General features: G+C 37.9%; 23 protein-coding genes. 9 read left to right on the forward strand and 14 right to left on the reverse strand.

All coding sequences use genetic code 11. The features are described 5' to 3' along the window. The coding region (locus tag QME58_03630) for a transposase (protein MDI6802922.1) at positions 1–393 on the forward strand (393 nt) is incomplete at its 5' end. A gap of 57 nt (positions 394–450) precedes the next feature. On the opposite strand, the gene QME58_03635 is transcribed toward QME58_03630, so the two are convergent. The 3 genes from QME58_03635 to QME58_03645 all read right to left on the reverse strand — a co-directional run bounded on the left by QME58_03635 (position 451) and on the right by QME58_03645 (position 5,240). Then, a complete protein-coding gene (locus QME58_03635; protein MDI6802923.1) occupies positions 451–1,605 on the reverse strand; it encodes a response regulator in 1,155 nt (384 codons plus the stop codon). Between the two features lie 265 nt (positions 1,606–1,870). Continuing rightward, positions 1,871–3,256, reverse strand: coding sequence for a sigma-54 dependent transcriptional regulator (locus tag QME58_03640; GenBank protein MDI6802924.1), 1,386 nt, complete (start codon positions 3,254–3,256; stop codon positions 1,871–1,873). Then, positions 3,246–5,240, reverse strand: a complete 1,995-nt coding sequence (locus QME58_03645; protein ID MDI6802925.1) for a cache domain-containing protein — start codon at positions 5,238–5,240, stop codon at positions 3,246–3,248. The genes QME58_03640 and QME58_03645 overlap by 11 nt, the downstream gene beginning before the upstream one ends. A 113-nt stretch (positions 5,241–5,353) precedes the next feature. Between QME58_03645 and QME58_03650 the strand changes: the two genes are divergently transcribed. From QME58_03650 to QME58_03670, 5 genes are all read left to right on the forward strand, one after another. Then, the gene (locus tag QME58_03650) at positions 5,354–5,899 is read left to right on the forward strand and encodes a hypothetical protein (GenBank protein MDI6802926.1); all 546 of its coding nucleotides are present in this window, start codon (positions 5,354–5,356) and stop codon (positions 5,897–5,899) included. A 542-nt stretch (positions 5,900–6,441) separates the two neighbouring features. Next, positions 6,442–9,333 carry a TaqI-like C-terminal specificity domain-containing protein gene (locus QME58_03655; GenBank protein MDI6802927.1) on the forward strand — a complete coding sequence of 964 codons (2,892 nt, stop codon included), beginning with the start codon at positions 6,442–6,444 and terminating at the stop codon, positions 9,331–9,333. Between the two features lie 16 nt (positions 9,334–9,349). Next, complete coding sequence (locus QME58_03660; GenBank protein ID MDI6802928.1) at positions 9,350–9,901, forward strand: ORF6N domain-containing protein; 552 nt, start codon at positions 9,350–9,352, stop codon at positions 9,899–9,901. Positions 9,902–9,910: 9 nt separating this feature from the next. Further along, positions 9,911–10,114 (forward strand): hypothetical protein, encoded by a 204-nt coding sequence (locus QME58_03665; protein ID MDI6802929.1) that lies wholly within the window; start codon positions 9,911–9,913, stop codon positions 10,112–10,114. A 44-nt stretch (positions 10,115–10,158) separates the two neighbouring features. Beyond that, positions 10,159–10,737: a hypothetical protein gene (locus tag QME58_03670; GenBank protein ID MDI6802930.1), complete on the forward strand. Its 579-nt coding sequence runs from the start codon at positions 10,159–10,161 to the stop codon at positions 10,735–10,737. A 21-nt stretch (positions 10,738–10,758) separates the two neighbouring features. Here the strand turns inward: QME58_03670 and QME58_03675 are convergent, their stop codons facing one another. From QME58_03675 to QME58_03725, 11 genes are all read right to left on the reverse strand, one after another. After that, positions 10,759–10,971, reverse strand: coding sequence for a hypothetical protein (locus tag QME58_03675; protein MDI6802931.1), 213 nt, complete (start codon positions 10,969–10,971; stop codon positions 10,759–10,761). Positions 10,972–10,975: 4 nt separating this feature from the next. Further along, entirely contained in the window at positions 10,976–11,776 is an 801-nt protein-coding gene (locus QME58_03680; GenBank protein ID MDI6802932.1) for a nucleotidyltransferase domain-containing protein, read from the reverse strand. 348 nt (positions 11,777–12,124) lie between these two features. Further along, positions 12,125–12,880, reverse strand: a complete 756-nt coding sequence (locus QME58_03685) for a tetratricopeptide repeat protein (GenBank protein ID MDI6802933.1) — start codon at positions 12,878–12,880, stop codon at positions 12,125–12,127. Beyond that, positions 12,877–14,718 carry a BatD family protein gene (locus tag QME58_03690; GenBank protein MDI6802934.1) on the reverse strand — a complete coding sequence of 614 codons (1,842 nt, stop codon included), beginning with the start codon at positions 14,716–14,718 and terminating at the stop codon, positions 12,877–12,879. The genes QME58_03685 and QME58_03690 overlap by 4 nt, the downstream gene beginning before the upstream one ends. Position 14,719: 1 nt before the next feature. Next, on the reverse strand, positions 14,720–15,415 hold the full coding sequence (locus QME58_03695; GenBank protein ID MDI6802935.1) for a tetratricopeptide repeat protein: 696 nt from the start codon (positions 15,413–15,415) through the stop codon (positions 14,720–14,722). Then, complete coding sequence (locus QME58_03700) at positions 15,412–16,452, reverse strand: VWA domain-containing protein (protein MDI6802936.1); 1,041 nt, start codon at positions 16,450–16,452, stop codon at positions 15,412–15,414. Before QME58_03700 ends, QME58_03695 begins: the two co-directional genes overlap by 4 nt. Before the next feature lie 109 nt (positions 16,453–16,561). After that, positions 16,562–17,554, reverse strand: coding sequence for a VWA domain-containing protein (locus QME58_03705; GenBank protein MDI6802937.1), 993 nt, complete (start codon positions 17,552–17,554; stop codon positions 16,562–16,564). Next, positions 17,551–18,552 carry a hypothetical protein gene (locus tag QME58_03710; protein MDI6802938.1) on the reverse strand — a complete coding sequence of 334 codons (1,002 nt, stop codon included), beginning with the start codon at positions 18,550–18,552 and terminating at the stop codon, positions 17,551–17,553. The genes QME58_03705 and QME58_03710 overlap by 4 nt, the downstream gene beginning before the upstream one ends. After that, a complete protein-coding gene (locus tag QME58_03715; GenBank protein ID MDI6802939.1) occupies positions 18,546–19,421 on the reverse strand; it encodes a DUF58 domain-containing protein in 876 nt (291 codons plus the stop codon). The genes QME58_03710 and QME58_03715 overlap by 7 nt, the downstream gene beginning before the upstream one ends. A 39-nt stretch (positions 19,422–19,460) precedes the next feature. Continuing rightward, positions 19,461–19,835: a four helix bundle protein gene (locus QME58_03720; GenBank protein ID MDI6802940.1), complete on the reverse strand. Its 375-nt coding sequence runs from the start codon at positions 19,833–19,835 to the stop codon at positions 19,461–19,463. A 74-nt stretch (positions 19,836–19,909) separates the two neighbouring features. Further along, on the reverse strand, positions 19,910–20,896 hold the full coding sequence (locus QME58_03725; GenBank protein MDI6802941.1) for an AAA family ATPase: 987 nt from the start codon (positions 20,894–20,896) through the stop codon (positions 19,910–19,912). Between the two features lie 331 nt (positions 20,897–21,227). Here QME58_03725 and QME58_03730 point away from each other — a divergent pair, with 331 nt between their 5' ends. The 3 genes from QME58_03730 to QME58_03740 are packed head-to-tail and all read left to right on the forward strand — an operon-like array spanning position 21,228 to position 23,631. After that, positions 21,228–21,902 (forward strand): metal-dependent hydrolase, encoded by a 675-nt coding sequence (locus QME58_03730; protein ID MDI6802942.1) that lies wholly within the window; start codon positions 21,228–21,230, stop codon positions 21,900–21,902. Between the two features lie 15 nt (positions 21,903–21,917). After that, positions 21,918–22,721, forward strand: coding sequence for an AAA family ATPase (locus QME58_03735; protein MDI6802943.1), 804 nt, complete (start codon positions 21,918–21,920; stop codon positions 22,719–22,721). Then, positions 22,708–23,631, forward strand: coding sequence for a ParB/RepB/Spo0J family partition protein (locus tag QME58_03740; GenBank protein ID MDI6802944.1), 924 nt, complete (start codon positions 22,708–22,710; stop codon positions 23,629–23,631). The genes QME58_03735 and QME58_03740 overlap by 14 nt, the downstream gene beginning before the upstream one ends. Position 23,632 lies beyond the last annotated feature (1 nt).

Genomic DNA, 23,632 nt, shown 5'->3' on the forward strand with positions numbered 1-23,632 from the left:
ACAAACCTTACATTACCTGCAAAAGTAGTATGGGATTTATACAGAAACAGAGCAGATGCAGAGAATCGAATAAAAGAATTGAAGGAAGATTTTGGAGCTGGCAGTTTTAATGTACAAGAATTTTTTGCAACAGAGGCAGCATTAAATTTTGTTATGATGGGATATAATCTAATGAGTTTGTTCAGGCAAGTGATAATGCAAACAAAAACTCATGCACAATTAAAAACACTACGCTACCGAGTATTTGCTATTGGATCATACATTGTAAAAAATGGTAACGAAAGAATATTAAAACTATCATTAGCTATGAAACGAAGAAGTTGGTTTGAGGGACTCTGGGCAAATACAAATCTTTTTAGCTGGCCTTTTGTTGTTTCAAATGATTATTCCTAATGACAAATCTGGGATAAAAATATTCCTCGTACAAATCAGCCCTAATACTAGTATGGATTATGCAACTAATACTTCTTGCGTTTTTTTAGTTAATTCGGCAGGTGTGAATGGTTTAGGGATGATATCTGAAGCACCTAATTTTATTGCTTCTATAGCATTTTCAATTGAGGCATATCCTGAAATCAAAATTACCGGGATTTCGGGCCAATTGCTTTTAATTGACTGCAAAACTTCTATACCGCTCCGTTTTGGCATCTTTAAATCTAACAGTATCAAATCGTATCTATTTAGTTTCATTTTTTGGAGTGCGGCATCGACGTCGAATGCTTCTTCAACAACACAGCTCTGTTTAGATAAAATTCTGCGGACACTGTGGCAAACTATAGGTTCATCGTCAACTACTAATACTGAATGCTTTGCCGTTGCATCTCTGCCCCATAATGCTGCTAATGGTATATCGGATCTGCTGAGGCAATTAATGTAATCCGAACTTGTTGCTTGTTCAACATCCGAAATGCTGAATGGCAGGTCAACATCGATAATTTCAGATGTATATCTTTTTATTTTAACGGCTTTTGTCCGTTCTTTCTTTTCGAGTGGACATTCACTAACACATTCACGGCCTTCAGTAATTACTCGACGACATTCACGTTTTCCCAAATTACAGTATGCTTTGAGTGCTGTTTTTTTTGCAAGCGGTATATCAGTATGAGTGAGAGCTTCAACATATTCTATCGAGGTTGCTTTGGCTACTTCGTTTATATTGAATGGCATATCCACATCGATTATGTCGTAAGTTTGATCATCAACCTTGGGTTCAACTTTTCGTTGTTCAATCTTTATTTGTCTTTGGATTAAAGCTTTTTTTGTGGCTTCAGCCAATTCATCGGGAGTGAATGGTTTTGGTAAGTAGCTCGAAGCGCCAAGCTTTGTTGCCTTAACTGCTGATTCGATGGATGCGTAGCCGGTGATCATTATTACTTCGAGTTCAGGATAATGATCGCGAATAATCTGCATCAATTCCATTCCGTTAGTTTTAGGCATCATCAAATCAGTAATTACTAAATCAAATGAGGTTTGATTAATTTTTTTGACTGCATCTTCAACATTCAATGCGTTATCGATTTCATATCCTTTGCGGGAAAGAATTTTTTTGATGCTCTGACAAACAATTTCTTCGTCGTCAACCACTAATATTTTTTCAGTTATCATATTATTTTTCCTTTTCCTTTTCTTTTGGTTTTTGTTTAATTATCATTTTTATAATACACCAATAATTGCAACGACTATGCCATTGATGTTGTAGTGGGAAATGATTAGCTATAACTAATTATATTATAATGAGTTATGGGTGAAAAAAAATATAGTAGTGTGAGAGATTAAAAATATTTAGAGCTAACAAAAAAAAAGAATATGCTGAAAAGAGGTGAGTATGCGAAAATTATGTAGATAAAAAAAATATACACCTGCATATAAATTACTTGTTAATACCGTATTTCCGCATTAGGGCCTGAAAGTTGGAACGCTGCATCTCAACATCACGCGCAGCTTTCGATACATTCCAATCGTTGCGGATAAGAGCTTCTTCCACAAACATTTTTTCTATATCCTGAATTGATGCTTCACGGATTTGCTTCTTGAGCTTTTTGAGTTCCTCAGTATCTTTTGGAATGAGGGAGTTGACTTGTGTTTCGGTTTTAAAGAGAGCGGCTGAAATATGAACAGGCAAAATCTCATCTCCGTCAATTAATATTGTCAATCGCTCAATTGTGTGCTCGAGTTCGCGAACATTTCCGGGCCAATGATAATTTAGCATAACTTCAAAAGTTTCAGATCCGATTTTTAGAATTGGTTTTGCTAATTTGTTACAAGAAATTTTTAGAAATTGTTTTATCAATTCAGGAATATCATCTTTCCTTTCACGGAGAGGAGGCAGTTTAATCGGGAAAACATTCAGCCGGTAATAAAGGTCTTCGCGGAATTTCCCTTCGCTAACCAAGTTTTTCAAATTCTGGTTAGTAGCAAAAATCAAACGGACATCAACATTTTTAATTTTTGTGCTTCCAACAGGAAGAATTTCTTTAGTTTGCAAAACGCGTAATAATCGTGACTGTACTTCAAGCGATAAGTTGCCGATTTCATCTAAGAAAATTGTTCCGTTATCAGCAGCGTCAAACAAACCTTGTTTATCGGATGTCGCTCCTGTGAATGAACCTTTCATGTGTCCGAACAATTCGCTCTCCAATAAGGTACTCGATAGTGTAGATATATCTATTGCAAAAAATTTTTTGTCTTTTCGGTTGCTGCAATTATGTATTGCTCGTGCTGTTAAATCTTTGCCGGTTCCGCTCTCACCGATTATTAAAACAGTGCAATCGGTGGGGGCAACTTTCCGGATTAAATTAAACACCTCAATCATTTTAGGGCTTTTACCGATAAAACCTTCGGAGTCGGATGTTTCTGAAGACTCGGTATCGTCTCTCATACGCTGCATCAGTTTGAGTTTCTCTAATGCTCGGTTTAGAACTGCTAAAAGTTCGCCGGGTGTGAATGGTTTAGGGAGAAAATCGAATGCACCCGAACGCATCGTCTCGACTGCTGCTGCAATAGTAGCATAACCCGTTATAATGATTACGACAGTTTCAGGATACCGCTGTTTGATTGTGGATAAAACCTCAAATCCGCTTATATCCAACATCTTCAAATCGGTGAAGACCACATCGAAAGATTCGGATTGTAAAAGTGCGAGCGCCTGCTTGCCCGATGTGCTGTATTTTACCTTGTGTCCTGCCCGCAGAAATATTTTTTCACAACTTTTACAAATTACTAATTCATCGTCAACGACTAATATTTTAGCTGTCATTTGTTTCAATTTCTAATAATTTTATTGGTAGATAAATAGTGAACGTAGTTCCGTTTCCTGTTATACTTTCGACATTAATCGTTCCGCCATGCTGCTCAATGATTCCGTAACTGATAGAAAGCCCTAATCCTGTGCCGTGCTCTTTTGTAGTAAAGAACGGGTCGAATATATTTTCCCGTATGTGTTCAGGTATCCCGGGTCCTGTATCCTTAATGGAGATTACAATCGAATTGCTATTAGTATCTAATTTTGATTCAATTGTTAAATCACCGCCACGTGTCATTGCTTCTGATGCGTTTAGAATAATGTTAATGAAAACTTGCTGAACTTGGTTGGGGTCTATCATTATCTCCGGAATATCAGTGGGGAGATTTTTTTCAATTTTAATGTTTCGAAATGAAGTTTGATTTCTAACAAGAAGAATTATATTTTCGATTAAAGTATTGATATTGGTTAGTTTTTTTTGTGGTGCAATTTGTTTGGCAAAATCGAGCAACCGCTTTACAATTTCGCGGCAGCGGATTGTTTCTTTTACGATAACTTCAACGTTGTCACGGTTCGGGTCGCCTTCTGGTAAATCTTCCAACAATAAGCTGCTGTTAGTTAGAATACCAGTTAACGGATTGTTGATTTCGTGAGCGACACCTGCCGCGAGTTTTCCCAACGATGCAAGTTTTTCGGAACGGAACAATTGGGAATGGATTTTTTTGATCTCATTCGTCCGTTCTTCAACTTTTATTTCGAGTTTGTTTCCCCATTCTTCTAACTCACGTTGTTCATTCTTAAGTTCCTTTGCCATATAATTAAATGAGGATGCAAGTCGTTCAATCTCGCGCGGGGCTTTAAGTTTAAGGTCGTGGTTGTAATTACCCGCTGTTATTTCCACTGCGATTTCTTCTAATTGCTTCAGTGGTTTCGATATTTTTTTTGCTTGATGGATTGATACTAAAACTATTAAAAATATTCCGACCAATGTGATTCCAAGAAATGTGATCAACGTATTGCGTAATAAATCGTTGAACGGTTCTTTAAGAATTCCTACATAAAGAATTCCGATAATTTTATTTTGAATATCCCTGATAGGCTCATAAGCACCGATGTACCAGGTATTAACCACAAACGCATCACCAATCCATCGTTTCCCATCTCTCAGCACTGCATCGTTTACTTCTTCAGAAACGAGTGTCGCGATTGCCACTGTACCGTCCTCGTTTTTTACGTTGGTTGAAATTCGCAGGTCGTTTTGAAATATTGTAGCAGTGCTAACCTCTTTACCTTTATATAACTCCCGCTCCTGCATTATTGTTTTAATTTTTTCTACGATCTCGAAATTTCTATTCAACAAAATTCCGCCAATTAATACGCCTTGAAAAACATTCGATTCATCGAAAATCGGGACGGCTGCTTTCAACATCATACCTGATTTTTCTGCAAGTGATGTTCTGGGTTTAGCCATAGTAGTTGGAGTTATTTCCATGTGAGCTTGGTTTGCAAGGTCTCGCGATTCTTTAAATAATTGGTCTCCAGATATCACATCAGTTCCACTTACTATCTGTTTTACTTTTATTACCTGTTTAACGAAATTATCATTCAACAGGATATCACCAGATGAATTCGGGTTTCTACCGCGTGAAATAACTTTTCCTTCCTTATCAACAATCGTTAAGATGTCGAGTTGTTCACGTTTGAGAGTTCTTAGCAGATCCTTCTGCAAAAAAACTCTATCGTTTTCGCTGACTGCTTTTATTACTAAACTTCTGGATGCTGTAAGTCGAACGATGCTTTCGATATGCGATATTTTGTTTAGGTAGATTTCACGAGCGGAGCTTAAATCGGAAACTACTTTCGTTTCAGCGCGTGTAATAATCTGGTCGTAAATTAATTTTACCCCCACTATACTTGTAATTTCCGCCGGAATAATAATAGCTATCGTGAAATAAATAATTAATTGGGATTGGATGCTCTTGGCAGAAATTTTCTTCATAAACTTAATAATTCTCTACATTCGATTCGGCTGTAAAATGCAGAAAAGTAGATGAAAAAGCAAACGGATTTTGAATTTTTATTTTGGATGAGAATTAACTAAATTTGAACCGTATGAATAAAACACTGTCTAAGCAGAAAATCGAGAGCTTAGTCCAAACGTTCCATGCCGGGAAGAGAGGAACTATCAACGAAGCGGAGACCCGCCTCCGTTTCATCGACCCTTTCTTCGAAGCGTTGGGCTGGGAAATCAGAAATACAAAAGAGGTGCGAATTGAATCGGCTCTTGCTCGATCTGATTCAACACGACCCGATTATCGTTTCCTGATCGATGGAAAAACAAAATTCTTTGTCGAGGCAAAGAAACCATCTGTAAAACTCACCGACCCTGCGCCTATATTTCAGGCGAAGTCGTACGGCTTTAGCTCGAAAGTTTCAGTCGTTATTCTCACCGACTTCGAAGAGTTCCGTCCGTTCAGAACTCTTGCCCGCCCGAAATTCGACCGACCGCTTGATGGACTGATTAAAGAGTTCGACTTCACTTATGATCGTTATGTAGATGAGTTCGATACTCTCTACGATATTTTTTCTCGCGAAGCAGTTGGCAACGGTGCATTGGAGAAACATATCCCGGTGGATAAAAAAGAATCATCAAAGTAAGATTTTCAGACAGAAGGATTGGAAATATAATAAGCAAAGTTAAAGAAGGTAAACTCCTTATTTATTCCCGCTGGAAGCATGGAGCCGGGTCTCACACCAACGGTAAGGAATTCATCAGTTCCCCCGGTTACCTTAACTTTGCCGATAATAATATACAAGACGACACGGGTAAACTTAAGAAAGGTGAAGTGCTACACTTTTCGGTTTCGGCCTTATCAGAATCCACTGATTCTGTAAGGAAGCACTCCACCTTAGGCAGTGGCCCACTTAAGTTCAGTTCAAATATACAGAATGGGGAAGCAGAAGTCAATGAGACTTTGGCTTACTTTGAATCGCGGGAAAGATAAGAGCAGCAACAAATACGTATAAAGTTGAGGACTTTGAATATGAAATAGAGACTTCTGAAAAATCAAATATTCAGAATATTTAGAATTTTCATTTTAGATGAGAATTAATTACATTGCAAGCGTATGAATCAAAAACAATCCAAGCGAATAATCCAGAGCTTAGTACAAACGTTCCATGTTGAGAGGAGAGGAACTATGAACGAGGCAGAAACCCGCCTACGTTTCATCGACCCTTTCTTCGAAGCCTTGGGCTGGGACATCCGTAATCCAAAAGAAGTTCGGATTGAATCTGTACTTGCACGCACGGATTCTACACGACCGGATTATCGTTTCCTGATAGATGGAAAAACGAAATTCTTTGTCGAGGCAAAGAAACCGTCTGTAAAACTCACCGATCCTGCGCCAATCTTTCAGGCAAAGTCGTATGGATTTAGCTCGAAAGTTTCAGTCGTGATTCTCACCGACTTCGAAGAGTTCCGTCCGTTCAGAACTCTTGCCCGCCCGAAATTCGACCGACCGCTTGATGGACTGATTAAAGAGTTCGACTTCACTTATGATCGTTATGTAGATGAGTTCGATACTCTCTACGATATTTTTTCTCGCGAAGCAGTTGGCAGCGGTGCATTGGAAAAACATATTCCAATAGATAAGAAAGAAGCATCCAAAACGGTTGATAAGGAATTTCTTGCCGATCTTTCAACATGGCAAGAAGAGCTTGCAAAAAATATCGCCTTGCGTAATTCCAAGTTATCAGTCGGCGAAATAAACGAAGCTGTCCAGCGCATACTCGACCGGATGATATTCCTGCGCATCTGCGAGGACAGGCAGATCGAAGAGAGCGAAATCTTACTCAGCTATAAGGATAAAGAAGAAATTTATAAAAAGCTGTTAAAAGAATTTGCACGCCTGCGTTTAAAGTTCAATGGTTTAATCTTCAACGAGCATGAGCTAACCGAAAATCTTGCGATAGATGATAAACTGCTAAAGGACATTATCAAAAATCTTTACCTGCCTTACTCTCCATACCGTTTCAACGAAATTCCTATTGAAATTCTCGGAACAATATACGAACAATTCCTTGGAAGGGTAATAACGCTTACACCAACGCACAGAGCAAAGGTTGATATTAAACCGGAAGTTCGCAAAGCGGGCGGCGTGTTCTATACACCGCAGTTCATTACATCTTACATCGTGAAGAATACTATCGGAACGCTAATTGAGGGAAAGACTCCCGAGCAAATCTCAAAGCTCAAGTTTGCCGACATTGCCTGTGGCAGCGGCTCGTTTCTGCTTGAAATGTTCGATTATTTAATTCGTTATCACATCGATTATTACGGTTCAAATCCCGGCACAATAAAAACGACTGACGGAATTCCCGATGCTTATAAGGATGCGCAGGAATTATGGCACCTTTCATCCCGGAAGAAAAAAGAAATTCTGCTAAATAACATTTACGGTATTGATATTGACCCGCAGGCGGTTGAAGTAACTCAGATGAGTTTGTATTTGAAATTTTTGGAAGGTGAAAATGCCGAATCGTTCGATAAACAACTGACGCTTGAGCTGAAAGAAACGATACTGCCAACACTCTCTAACAACATCAAGTGCGGTAACTCGCTTGTGGGTATGGATATTAAAGGTTTGGGCAACAATCTTTCTCTTGAAGACGAATTGAGGATACGTCCGTTTGATTGGGAGACGGCGTTTCCAGAGATAATGCGTCCTTCGACAAGCTCAGGACAAGGGTTTGACGCGATTATTGGCAACCCGCCGTATGTAAGACAAGAAACTTTGGGCGGGTTTAAATCATATTTTGAAGAACATTACAATGTCTATCATGGTATTGCTGACCTATATACCTATTTTATTGAAAAAGGATTTTCACTTTTAAAAAATGGCGGACTCTTTAGTTATATCGTCGCCAACAAATGGATGAGAGCAAATTATGGCGATCCTCTTCGTAAATGGATGAAGGAAAAATCTATCGAGGAGATTATCGACTTTGGCGATCTTCCAGTATTTCAAAGTGCGACTACGTATCCATGTATAATACGCCTTAAGAAATCTATTCCTCAAAAATCATTGACTGTCGTTCAGGTAAAATCTCTCGATTCTCTAAATCTTGAAAAATATGTAAGTGAGAATGGCTACCGAGTTACTCAAGAAAATTTACAAGATTCGGGATGGTCGCTTTCGGATGAAAGTACTCTTCTGTTTTTAGATAAACTAAAGGACAACTGTAAACTGCTCGGTGATTATGTTGAAGGCAAAATTTATCGTGGAGTTTTGACTGGATTAAACGAAGCATTTGTAATTGATAAAGAAACAAGGGACGAAATCATACGTGAAGATTCTAAATCCAAAGAATTGATAAAACCTTTCTTGGCTGGTCGGGATATTAAAAGATATGCAATGCCTGAGATAACGAAATATCTTATCTTGATTCCATCCGGTTGGACAAATGAGAATTCAAAGGGAATAAGAGACAAATGGAGTTGGTTTGAAAATACTTATCCTGCCATTGCGAAACATCTAAAAGTATCCGAAGCGGATGCAAAAGCCCGATACGACCAAGGTGAATATTGGTGGGAACTTCGGTCATGCGATTATTATACTGAATTTGAGAAACCTAAAATAATGCTACCGGATATTTCAACAAGAGGCAACTTTATTCTCGATGATCAAGATACATATTGTGTCAACACATGCTACATAATATCAAGCTCTGATAAGTACTTACTTGGGATACTTAATTCCAAGCTCATGACTTTCTTTTATAGTAAAATATCTTCGGTTTATCGCGGTGGGTATCTCAGGTTTATCTATCAATATCTTGTTGAACTTCCCATCCGCACAATCGATTTTAACAATCCGGAAGAAAAAGCAATGCACGATAAGATGGTGCAGCTTGTCGAGAGGATGTTAGACCTACATAAAAAGAAACAACAATCCAAAGCGGAGAGCGAGAAGGAATTATTCGAGCACCAGGTCAAAGCGACGGATAGGGAAATAGATCAACTAGTTTACAAGCTTTACAACATTACAGAGGAAGCGAGAAATATTATTGATGTTAATACATTAAAATGATTGGGAGGGATATTTTATGAACGTTAAAATTATACCATCGGAAACTATAGAACATCGGATTTATCTCATTCGTGGTCAAAAAGTAATGCTCGACAGTCAGCTGGCGGATCTTTATGGTGTACCAACGAAGTCGCTCAACCTTGCAGTAAAACGAAACAGAGAAAGATTTCCTGAAGATTTTATGTTCCAACTAACTGATGAGGAATATCGACAGGTGCTTTTGAGGTTTCAAATTGAAACCTCAAAGGCAGGCAAAGGGGGACGTAGGTATAACCCGTATGTATTTACCGAACAAGGAGTTGCAATGCTCTCCAGCGTTTTAAGAAGCAAAAATGCTGTCCAAGTAAACATCGGTATTATGCGTGTGTTTGTGAAGATTCGTGAGATAATCTCAACTAACAAAGAACTTGCTCAGAAGCTTTCAGAGCTTGAACACAAGATTGAAAAACATGACACAGAAATACAGGCTATCTTCGAAGCAATACGGCAACTACTTCAACCGCCGGAAAAACCAAAAAGGCGGATCGGTTTTTGTGTTGAAGAGCCAAAAGCAAAGTATAAAGTTTAATTGCAAAGAATGAATATCTATCTAAAAAAATTTCTTGTATTGATAGGGGCGTACGTTTTTATTATAATAATTGCAATGATAAGCTCGGGTGATTTTAATCTGTTCATAAGCGCGATGACGCTGGGACTTCTTGGATTTGCATTGTTCGCTGCGCTTATTATTTTAGGGATTAAAATCGGCGACGATATATACAGAGATATTTTTAAACGGTAATTTATTCGTGAAATATTTTTTACAGGAAATTAAAAGGTATAAAAATGGCAATATTCAGATTTGAGAGAATAGGGAAAAATATTATTTGGGAAATCGATGACAAGAAAAACCGAATTGTCAGCAAACCTTTCGATTATCGGAATAAAATTACTGACAAAACATTGTTGAAAGAAATTGATGAATATCTCGATTCATATTGCGATGATGAGGACGAAGGGGAAGAGGTAAGTTTTAGAATTGCTACAAAATTGAAACGCAGAGTTTTTACAAACGATATATTGATGTTTGAAGATGTGGAGGTTCAGGATGTTTATAAAATATTGATGTACAGCGATTATGCGGATGCGGTATTTTGGGACGATGAAGGATCTTGTGTAGGTGGTACATACGGGCTCCATTATTTTACTTTTTCAATACAACTGAAGGAAGAGTTGGATGAATGGCAAAACAGTTTTGAAGCACATTGTACTACATGGGATGCTGAAAACTGGCACAAGTATAATGCACGCGGAATAGAATTGGCAAGCAAAGTTAAAAACGAATTAGGTGATCTGGTCGAATTAGAATATGATAAACCCTACGAAGATCCCAGTTTTAAAAAAAGCGAAAGGATAAAGATATAACTTTAGCGGGATGTTAAAAAACTATTTTCCTAAAAACTTTCTAAAAATGGTATTAAATTCACCTACAAGTATGTAGTAGAGGAGAATGCACAAAAAACCAAACAGTACCAATAATACGGCGCTAAAACCTACTTCAATCATCGCGTCAATGCCGTCCCTTATGCCGGCGTAGATCGTGAGGCGGACTCCGAAAACCGTTAGTAGTGCTATCATTATTAATGGTTGATATTTCATGATATCATATCAATTTTGAATAGTGTTGCGTAAGTATGCTATATACAAGTTTGTCAATCGCAGCTACATCGGGTTTTTCTGGTAAACTTGATTCTTTGTGTGCTTGCTCCATTTCTTTGAACAGCTTTTGTGCTTCACTCTTAATTTTTTGGATTGACCATTTACCAGTTTTTATTTCTATTAATTCATCTTTATCTGGTCGTTCTACTAGCAACTCGCCCGTCCTTAGGAATTCTATTCCTTGGCGAAGTAACCTAATCAAATGTTGGGCATTTTTACAATCAAATCCAAATTTATCGACGAGTTGTTTTCGTTTTTGGCCCATATAACCGTTGTATGAAGTGTGTTCCATTTTATGTAGCTGATCTGATGAGTAGCCGCAAAATGATTTATAAATTGTTTTATTTGCAAATAGATATCGGTTTTTGTGAAGTAAGTCATAATGCCAAGTACCTTTCAACACAAACTCACTGGAAGTCCAGAGTACTTGTAAGGTATTTGGATTAGCCTTTGTAAGCAATCGAATAAATTTTATAAAATCGTACACCACAATATCCCACTTATCTTGCATACTTTCATACTGTTCAAACGACCTTAAACTAAAAAAGTATCCGGGTGGAGGTATTGCGATTCCGATAATATCTCGATCATCAATTGAATATGGATTTTCATTTGGAATATATGTTCCATGCGCAATACTACCCCGATAACCCAAAAAGATGGAGTGTGCTGCAATATCGAATGGTGTAGCTAACTTCAGGACTTCAAAAAGCGATTTCAGGTTTTCAGGACTTTCATTTTTCATTGATGTTAATGTTTGTTTAGAAAACTTTTGAAGATAAAAAATACATCGGCTAAATTTTTATTCTTCTTTGGATTTATCAGAAGGAATAATTAAATCCCGATAATGTTGTAGGGTAATGAGAATGATTAAAATAAAAAGTGTAATCGTTCCGATTCTATACATAGTATTTTCCCATGCAGCTGGGAATACACTAACTGCTAAGAGTAAAACTACAGACCACAAACAAAACAGTATAAATAATTTGATAGCGTAATCCATGTCCGATATTAATCTGTCAATCCGTGTAAAAATCTCTATGTAATATACGCATTTTAGTAGATAGAATAAAATCGTGGATAGTTCTGCAAATTAAATCACTTCAACATCTTTTTCAGGAAGCCACCCAATTTTCCCGTCTACGAGCTTTATTTTAAACCAATTTCCAACTTTATCGACCATCTCCACTTTCACCCCTTCGTGCAGGAGGAATAGGTCGGTGCCGGCTTCATCGGGCGAGCTTTTAACTGTTACACTCGGAGAAAATACAATTGCCATACTTTCGCTTTTTTCACTCTTGTTTTGCTGTATAGAAAAAATTAACGAGAACCCCGCAATGGCAACGATAAAGATACCGCCAAAGAAAAAAGCTCGGCGGGTAAACGGCGACTTTGAAATTCTAAACAGCAATAGTAAAATAATACCCAACCAAATAGTTGTGAGGGTAAAAATAGCCCACGTGTCCGATGAAAAAGCTTTACTTGCCGAATACCACCACTCGATAAAGAATAATTGTGGTATGGCTTCGATTTTATCCACGACTTTTAGGTTAGCTATCTTGAGGTTAAAATTTATGTCCTCATCGTTTGGGTATATTTTTTTTGCGCGCTCGTAATAAAGAATAGCTTTTCCGGTTTCGTCTAACTTAAAATATGTGTTGCCGAGATTGTAATATAATTCTGAGTTATGGTAACCGTTGTGAACAATCTTTTCGTAGAGGATGGCGGCGTTTTTAAAATCGCCGTTTCGGTATAAATAATTAGCTTGTTCAAATTGCACGAGGGCTTCATCGGCTTGGGAGAAGGCAGACAAAAACAAAATCAGGATAAGAGGATAAATGTATTTCACCGCAATTCCTCCTCGATACTTGTAATAAGTTCTATAGTATTTTTGTAAATCATTTCCATTTCGTGAGAACCCGATGAGGGGGCAAAACGAGCAAACTCGCAATGATTGATTGTGTTGATCAGTTTCTCGATTGAAGCATCATTTACTTTACGTGATGTAAGAGTGGTTTTGATTGAGTCTTGAGATAAATCGGATAAGGGGATGCCGAGTTTATCGCCGACGTATCCCCACAATGCTTGTGAAATTGCGCTGTAAAATTCTTCGCGTTTCTTTTGTGAGAGAAACTTTTCAGCATGCACAAGCCGCCTTTTTGCTATCTTTGTCGCTTTACGGCTTTTGAGTCGGACAACATCTCCGGAAATCTTTTCATAGTGACGGATGTAAGAGATAAACCCGACAAACAAAAACATCGGAGAGAGAAGCAGTATGAAGAAGCCGAGAGAGCCGAAGAAACTTTCGCCCTGCTTCTTGAAGCTTGTTGTTCCACTCTTTATAAAACGTATATCCTGACCTAACAGTTTTATCTCTTCTTTGCTCAAACCTGCGACTGGTGCCGAAACTATTTCGGTCCCTTTTGTAACATTGATATTAAAATCGGGTGAAGTAATTGAAACATACTCTTTTTTATCCGGGTCGAAGTAAGCAAACGAGAAAGAAGATATTTTTTGATTTCCCTGCCGGCGTGGTATTAACAGATATTCAAAAGTCCTGCTGCCTGAAATAATATTGGTGCCTTGAGAAATGTTGTCTGATATTTTTGGCTCATAAACTTCGAGATCGTTCGGGAAGTTTATTTTTAAAGGTTGAATTAGCTTTAAATTACCTCGTCCTGAAATTTTTACTTTCAGGGTTACTGGTTCGTTTGACTTGGTCTCATTTTTATCTAACCAAAATTCGGAAGAAAATTTTCCAACGGCACCGCTAAATCTTGGTGGTGAATTGGGCGGAAGTGGACGGACATGAATTTTTATGTTGTTACTCTTAGCTTTGTATTCCACGTTTCGCACATTTCCGAAAAATGGGTCGTTGAAGAATTGGTCGAAGACATCGCCGCCGCGTCTTTTGGTTTGAACCTGCACCACGAAGTCAGCTTCCATTGGGTCAATCTCAAGTGTCCCGTTTTGCTGAGCAAAGAGGGCTGTTCTTTTTAGAGTCGCAACTCTGTATTGAATTCCGTTTAAAACTTCATTCCCGAATTGTGGATTTTTTGGCAAATCAATCTCTTGATTCCAAAAACCAGTGAAGGACGGGACTTTGCTGACACCATAGTTAGTTATGTTTACACGTGTGTAAAGTTTGTAAGTTGCTGTAATTTGTTCGCCTTGATAAATGCTTGATTTATCCACACTTACACGAATGAAAAGATTGTCGCCAATTTGCTTTGAAATGCTTGCATCTTCTTGCGATTGCGACGGCTGCTGCTTCGGTTGTTGTACACCCTTCGCGATTTCAATAGTGATGCTATTCGATTGGAGTTTCTTGCCACCAAATTCTATTGAAGCTGTTCCAATTGTGAATTTACCTTCAGAGCGAGGTTGTAGAATGTAGGAATAAGAGATAGATTGCGATATCGCACCATTAATGATCTGCATACTTGTAGATTGATTTGGACCTGATAAGACTAAAAAATCTTTGAAATCGGGTGGTTGAAAATTTTTTCCGCTTCCGTTTAAAGAAAAAGTAATTTCGATCCGTTCGCCCATCACGACGCGGTTTCTATCGACAGAAGCCGCAAAAGACCCGTCTTGAGCTACAGCGAACGAAAATGAAATGGTTATTAAAATCAACACCCATAAAAACCCCAATCTAAAATCTCCAATCTGCAATCTAAAATCCATTTCACCAATCCTTCTCAATTGTGATTCTTGCAGGAGCTTTCTTTTTTATCTTTTTCTGAACATCCTTTTCTTCGTTCTTCAATGCTTCAAGAAGGCGTTCGGCGTCTTCTTTTGAAATTTTCTGTCCTTGTTGTTTGGCTTGTTGCTGTTTTTGTTCTTCCTGTTTTTGCTCTTCTTGTTTCTGTTGTTCCTGATTTTGTTGATTTTGTTTTTGTTCTTCTTTTTTGTCTTGTTTCTGCTGTTCCTGTTTGTCTTGCTTCTGGTCTTTTTTGTTTTGTTGTTGCTGAAGCATCATCTTTGCGTATTCTAAATTGTATTTAGTATCAACATCGTTAGGATTTAGCTTGAGAGCATTTTTATATGCTTCTATACTTTCTGGAAATTTCTGTGTTTTGAGCAATGAGTTCCCAAGATTATGGAATGCTTTCGCACGGGTTTCTTTGTCGGTTTCTTTTGTAGCTGCAATTTTAAACTTCTCAGCCGCTTCGTCATATTTTTCTTGTTTATACAATGCATCGCCTAAATTAAAAGTGCCGTATTGAGAATCTTTGTTTTTCTCTAATGATTTACGATAATTCACTTCGGCATCAATAAATTTATTCTCTTTATATTGTCGGTTACCTTCGTTAATGATAGCCCTTTCCGATTGCGAGTAAGCTGAACTTGCGGCGATTAATATGATTATGATTAATCTCATTTGTTTTTATCTCCGAATAAATTCCATTTCGAAAGCCATTTATTTTTGCGGTCTGAAATAAAAAATTCAATCGCTAACAATAAAAGTGCGATTGCCAAAAAATATTGAAAACGGTCTTCATAGTCGGTAAATATTTTTGCTGCATACTCTTTTTTCTCCATCGCTGAAATTTCTTGCAGAACAAGTTCTAACTCATTCTGCTGATTCGTTGCGCGGATATATTTACCGCTGCCTGCCGATGCTATTTGTTGTAAACCGGGCTCATCCAATTTTGTAACAACTATTTTTCCCTCTCTGTCTTTGCGGAAACCGACTTGCACATTGTTTTTATAAATCGGAATTGGCGCCCCCATCGGCGAGCCCATTCCAATTGTGTGTATAATTACGCCTTGTTCGGCTGCATTTTTGGCTTCGCTGATAGCATCGTCTTCGTGATTTTCACCGTCAGAAATTACAACCAACACTTTATATTTTTTCTCACTTCCGACGAATGATTTCATAGCGAGCCGGATAGCCGAACCGATGGCTGTGCCTTGTATAGGAATAATGTCGGTATCTATTGAACTCAAAAATAATTTCGCAGCAGAATAATCGGGTGTCAATGGCAGTTGAAGATAAGCGTCGCCGGCAAATACAATTAAACCAATCCTGTCGTTCTGAAGTTTATCTACTAAACGCGATATTGCCTGTTTCGTGCTATGGAGGCGGTTCGGTTTGATATCTTCCGCTTTCATACTGTTCGAAACATCGACGGCAATTATGATATCCACGCCTTCACGTTTAATCTCTTCTAACTTCGAGCCGACCTGTAAATTTGCAAGTCCTAAAATCGTAAAAACAAATGCTGAAATTAGTAATAAAAATTTTACAGCATATTTGTATTTCGGAGAATCGGGCATTAATCGGCTGATTAAGTTAAGGTCGCCGAAATCAATTAGCGCTTTTTTCTTCTTTCTCATCGCATACCAAAAAATAAGTATGAACATTGGTATGAGAAAAAGAGTGTATAAAAATTCTATGTTAGCAAAACGAATCATTTTCTAATTGTTAATGGTCAATAGTCAATTGTAAATGTGAATTATAAAATCTAAAATTTCAAATCATAAATCATAAATCCGAAATCATAAATCCGAAATCCGAAATCAATCACGGGTTTATCCTGAATATCGTGTATCTGAATAATATTTCCAACAGGAGAAACAATCCTGCAAACAATGCTGCCATCGTGAATTGTTCTGATTTACGTCTGAATTCAGTTACTTCAATTTTCGTTTTTTCTAATTTATCAATTTCCTGATAAATCGCCTTCAGTTTTTTATTGTCGGTTGCACGAAAATATTTACCACCGGTCATCTCGGAAATCTTTTTCATCAATTCTTCATCTATCTGAACGGGAACGTTTTGGTATTGAGTTCCGAATGGAGTTTGAACCGGGTAAGGTGCAAGTCCGATTGTTCCAACGCCGATAGAGTAAATACGGATTTCAAACCGCTGGGCAATTTCTGCCGCAGTGAGCGGATCGATGAAACCACGATTGTTGATTCCATCAGTTAACAAAATAATAATTTTGCTTTTAGCTTTACTTTCTTTTAACCTGCTCACCGATGTTGCAATGCCCATTCCGATTGCGGTTCCATCTTCAATCATACCACTTTTAACATCTTTCAATAAATTTTTTACGACAGCGCGGTCGGTTGTTAGCGGGCATTGAGTAAAACTTTCGCCGGCAAAAATAACAAGACCGATTCGATCGTTCTCTCTGTTGTCGATAAAATCGAGTGCCACTTGTTTTGCCGCATCTATACGATTGGGTCGCAAGTCCTCAGCTAACATACTCCCCGATATATCGGTTGAAAGTACAATATCGATACCTTCAGTAGTAACATTTTCGCTTCGGGTTGATGATTGCGGACGGGCAAGAGCGATTACTAACAAAATGAATGCGAAAATTCTGAATGCAAAAAGGATATGCCGAAACCTCTGTCGCCAAGAACGCGGCGCCGTCTGGAAACTTTCTAACGTAGAAACTTGCATTTCAACATATTGTTGACGGTTACGTTTCCAATACCAATAAATGAATAATGGAATCAAAAAGAGTAAATAGAAAAAGTAAGCCGATGCGAAGGTTATATTGTTCATACTTTTTCCTCCTTCGATTTAAGAGGAATAGTTTTTTCTACGAATTCAAATGCTTGTCTGATACTTAAATCGTTTTCATCGGGTAGCGGTTGCTGTTTCGCAAATTTAACGAAGTCGGCAAGTGTGAGCATCTTTTTTAATACCGTTTGTAATTCTCCGTTAAATTCTGAATGATGAATGAAGTCGGCTAATATTTCATCGGTTGTGGATTCCATCGCTTTGATATTGAAACGGTCTTCGATGTATGTTCGAACTATATCAGTTAGTTTGCTATGGTAGAGTTTAACTTCGCCGCGCTGCCAAAGTTTTTCGGCTTCCAGCGACTTGAGTGCGTCGATCGCAATTTCGTGTGCGGAACGTTTTGGTTCACTGAAAATTTTCCAAATGTTTTTCTGTTGCCGCTTTTTGATGAAATAAAATATAAAAAAGCTAATGAGAATAGCGACTATTAATCCAAATAGATAAGGAAGTATTTCAGCAAATGTTATCGGCACACTCAATGGCGGTTTGATATCTTTTATCTCTTGTGCTTGGTCAACTCCAACACTATGAACAAAAATTGGAATCGGAAAAGTTGATGCGAAGAGCGGACTTGTATCGTTTTTTAAAATGTATCCGAAATCCAAAGAGGGAATTACAAATGTCCCCGTATCGTAAGCTGAAATTATTAAAACAGTTTTCTCGATTATTTTAATTTCAGATTTTGTAATTGCAGGTTGAGTGCGTTCGATTAACTCCAATCCTTCGAGTGAATCTAAAATTGCGGGATAAGAAATTTTTGCATCGGGTGGATATTCTAATTCGATATGAAGTTTTAGCCAATCGCCGATTAATATATTATTAGAATCAACCCGTGCTGATACGTGAACTTCCTGAGCGAGGAGCGGGAAACTAAAAGCTATGAGAAGGAAACCAAGAGCAAAGAACCGTGAACGATGAGAAATGAGAATCTTTTTTGCTTTTTGAATTTTTAATTTTGAATTGGCCGAAATTACCATCTTTTTTCTCTAATCCTGAAAAAATTCATCAGAGGTTGAATATACGATTGATCGGTTCGTATGTTAATGCTATCCACACCGCTTTTACGGAAGATAGATTTTAAGTATTCTTCTCTTTGTTGGCGCCATTTTTTGTAATTATCGCGAACTTGTTTTTTTGCAGTATCTACCCAAATTGCATTACCGCTTTCGGCATCAGCAAGGCGCATCAAACCGATTGCAGGTAATTCTTGTTCGCGCCTATCAAAAATATTTATTGCGACTACATCGTGTTTCTTATTTGCAATTTTAAGCGCATCCTCAAATCCCTTATCCATAAAATCAGAAATCACAAATGCAATACTTCGTTTTTTAATAACACTTCGCAGGTAACGAAAAGCTTCCGTGATGTCAGTTTTCTTGTGCTGTGGTTGGAAATCGAGCAATTCACGGATGATGCGTAGTATGTGCGTCCGTCCCTTTTTGGGTGGAATGAATTTCTCGATGATGTCGCTGAAAAAAATGATTCCAACTTTATCGTTGTTTTGAATTGCCGAGAAGGCAAGCACTGCACAAAGTTCGATTCCTAGATCTTTTTTCATTTGGACGGCAGTTCCGAATTCGCCTGATCCGCTTACATCAACAAGAATCATTACAGTAAGTTCACGTTCTTCTTCGAAAATTTTTACATACGGATGGTTGAATCGGGCTGTAACATTCCAATCGATTGAACGGATATCGTCGCCAATCTGGTATTCTCGCACTTCGCTGAAAGCCATACCGCGTCCTTTGAACACGCTGTGGTATTCACCAGAAAAAATTTGGTTGGCGATACCACGGGTTTTTATTTCGATTTTTCGAACTTTTTTAATTAACTCAGTTGTTTCCATTCGATAGTCATTAGTAATTAGTCAATTGTCATTGGTAGTTTATTTATCTTTATTAGATTCCTTTTTTATAGCATTTATGTATGCGTTCAATTTCGGTGCAAGAGTATTTATTATTTTATTTAAATTTAATTCTTGTTCAGAAGTAATAATATTTCTTTTAAATGCTCGACGTATCCAATGTTGTGTTTCGTAAAGTGAGCCACGGGAATAATAGCAGAATTGTATATTTTCTTTATAAAAATATCTTCCATAGCCTTCAGCAATATTTGCGCTAATCGAATCAGCTGCTTTAACTAATTGAATTCCTATTGTTTTTCTATCAAACCAATTCCATTCTGAACAAATATTCCAAATATCATCTGATAATTCTGCTGCAATCTGATAAACTTCTAACTCATCAATTGATTTAGCCATTTTCGCCTCCAGTTAATTTGATCATTAATTAAGTGAAAATACAAATGACTATTGACAAATGACACTTCACACTATTAAGGTACCTCGACTGTGTTCAAAATCTCACTCACAATATCTTCGGAGTTCACATTTTCTGCTTCAGCTTCATAAGTAACAGCGATACGGTGGCGGAGGACATCGTGGCATACTGCACGCACGTCTTCGGGTATAACGTATCCGCGGCGCTTGATGAATGCAAATGCTTTTGCTGCTAATGCAAGGTTAATTGTCGCACGGGGCGAACCGCCATAACTGATAAGTTGAGCTAACTTTTCGAGTTTAAAATTTTTGGGTTCGCGGGTTGCGAAAACTATATCTAAAATATATTTCTCAATCTTTTCATCCATATAAACTTCTTGAACAACATTCCGCGCCTTCAATATGTCAGCCGGGTTTACCACTGCTTTTGCTTTCGGGAGTGAGTCGGTAATGTTTTGCCGCATAATCAATCGTTCTTCATCACGATTTGGATAAACAATTTTAATCTTTAACATAAAACGATCGACTTGTGCTTCGGGCAGCGGATAAGTTCCTTCTTGCTCAATCGGGTTTTGGGTTGCCAAAACAAGAAACGGTTCATCGAGCTGAAATGTCTCCTCGCCAATTGTAACTTGCCTTTCTTGCATCGCTTCGAGCAGGGCGCTTTGAACTTTTGCAGGTGCGCGGTTAATTTCATCTGCCAAAATAAAATTAGCAAAGATGGGTCCTTTCTTTACTGCGAACTCTTCTTTCCGCTGACTATAAATCATTGTTCCGATTAAATCTGCCGGAAGCAGGTCGGGTGTAAATTGGATTCTCTGAAATTTTGACTGTATCGTTGCCGCCAGAGTTTTTATAGCGAGCGTTTTTGCCAAACCCGGCACACCTTCCAAAAGAATATGCCCGTTCGATAGTAAGCCAATAAGCAATCGTTCGACCATATATTTCTGTCCGACTATTACCTTACCGATTTCCATCGTCAACAAATCGACGAAGGCGCTTTCTTTTTGAATTTTTTCGTTCAATGTTTTTATGTCTGTCATCAAAACTCCTGTATTAATTTTTGTTTTGCTTAAATGATAAATGGACTCAACAACAAACAAGTCCATTGAGCCTCAAGAGGCGATAGAATTATAAGAAAAAAATTGGAATATTTCAATTTTGGATATTCTACGAAGTTAGTTTAAGAGAGTTTCATATTATAAAAGTCGAAAGTCGGATAATTTTCACAAAAACCGAATTCCGAATTCTCGACGAGTCGAGTCGTCCACCGAATTTAGCAATCTCCAATTCCTCGTTGCAATCCTTATAAAAATCATTTATATTTGAACGTGCTTTATCAAACAAATTTTTCATAACAACGGAGGTTATATGTTGAAAATTACATATTACGGTCATTCGGTTTTTTTATTGGATGATGGAAAAACTAAATTGATTATCGATCCTTTTATTGAAGGGAATCCGCTTTCTCCAATCAAAGAAAAGGATGTGAATGTAAATTACATTGTAGTAACCCACGGACACGGCGACCACCTTGGCGATGCAATTGGTATATCGAAAAGGTGCGATGCAACTATTATTGCGGTGAATGAGTTAGCAAATTATGTCGCAAGCAAAGGCGCCAAAGCCCACAACATGCACATAGGCGGTGGATTTAATTTTCCATTCGGTCGTGTGAAATTTACAATCGCCCATCACGGCTCTTCTTCTGGCGAAGGAACTTACACGGGAGAACCTTCAGGTGTTTTGGTTACAATGGGGGGTAAAACGGTTTATCACACAGGCGATACAGGATTATTTTCGGATATGAAATTGATTGGCGAGATGAACCCTGTGGATATTTTGCTTCTTCCAATTGGCGACAACTTCACGATGGGAATTGATGATGCGGTGAAAGCAGTTGAATTGGTAAATCCTAAATTTGTAGTACCGATGCATTACAATACTTTTCCTGTGATTGAAGCCGACCCGAATGTTTTTATTGCAAAGGTAAAAGCTAACGGATTTAATGGAAAAGTTTTTAATTTTGGTGAAACAGTTGAATTTTAAGATTGAGATAACGAGTTGAGTAAAGTAGTAACAGTAGCAAATCAAAAGGGTGGAGTTGGTAAAACAACTACTACAATAAATTTAGCAGCATGTGTAGCAGCGGCTGAAGTTCCGGTTCTGATAATAGATAACGATCCGCAAGCTAATGCTACTTCGGGATTAGGATTTGATGCCCGAAGCGGCGGGAAAAATATTTACGATGTATTAATCGACGGTGTAAATCCGTTCGAGGCAATACAGCAAACAAGTATGCCGTTTCTTTCGCTTTTGCCTTCGAGCATAAATTTGGTTGGTGCAGAAATCGAAATGGTAGAAATTGAGAATCGTGAAAAATTGCTTGCGAATGTTGTAGATAGTATCAAAGATAAGTATAGTTATATTTTTATCGACTGTCCGCCGTCGTTAGGATTGATAACATTGAATTCACTTGTTGCTGCCGATTCAGTTTTAATACCGGTGCAATGCGAGTATTATGCACTTGAAGGGCTGACTCAATTATTGAATACAATCAACATTGTAAAGAAAAACCTGAATCAAAAGTTGGAGATTGAAGGTGTTCTGATGACTATGTTCGATGGAAGATTGCGTCTTTCGAATCAAATTGTTGAAGAGGTTAAAAAATATTTTGGCAACAAAGTTTATCAAACAATTGTGAACCGAAATGTTCGCTTGAGCGAAGCTCCGAGCTACGGTAAACCGATTTTGTTATACGATGCTTTATCGAGCGGGTCGAAAAATTATATGAATTTAGCACAAGAATTTTTATTGAGAAACAATCATTTTCAAAAAGAACAGGTAAATAAAGATGTCGAAAATTAAAGGTGGGCTCGGAAAAGGGCTTGCTGCATTAATCCGTCCATCAGCAACAGATGAAGAAACACCAGCGGTAGTTGAAAGAGAAGTAATAGTTCAAACGGTAACTCGTGAAACTGAAGGGATAATTTTAATAGATGTTGATAAAATAAAACCGAATCCGTTTCAACCTCGTGCCGATTTTGATGTGCAAGCACTTGATGAATTAAAGAAATCGATTATCGAAAAAGGAATTATCCAACCGATAACGGTGCGCCGGAAAGACGGATACTTCGAGTTGATTGCCGGTGAACGAAGAGTGAGAGCTTCGACTGATGCAGGCATTATGCAAATTCCGGCTTACATAATTGATGTTAAAACCGATGAAGATATGTTGGAGTTAGCCCTCGTCGAAAATCTCCAGCGCGAACATCTTAATGCTATTGAAATTGCAATTTCTTATCAACGTTTAATCACAGATTGTAATCTCACTTACGAAGAAGTTGCAAAGAGAATCGCGAAAGACAGGACTACAGTAATTAATTTTATCAGGCTGTTGCGGCTGCCTGATGAAGTTCAGATTTCGCTCAGAAAGGGACAAATTTCGGCGGGACACGCACGTATGTTAGTGAATTTGCCCGACGAGAAGATCCAGATGAAATTGTTCCATAAGATTATCAAGAACGATTTGAACGTCCGCCAGGTGGAAAAATTAGTCCGCGATATTAATAAAAAGCCCGAAACTGAATCTAAAATAGCTGAATTTGTTACTGATTCGCCATTCTCTAATATTGAACAGAAGCTTCGGCATATATTTGGAACAAAAGTAAAATTGCATCATCGTGCAGATGGAAAAGGTGAAATACTGATTGAGTATTATTCAAACGACGATTTAGATCGTTTAATTGAAATAATGATGGTAATGAAAGGAAATTAAA

The sequence above is a fragment of the Bacteroidota bacterium genome, from assembly GCA_030017895.1.
GTDB lineage: Bacteria > Bacteroidota > Ignavibacteria > UBA10030 > BY39 > JASEGV01.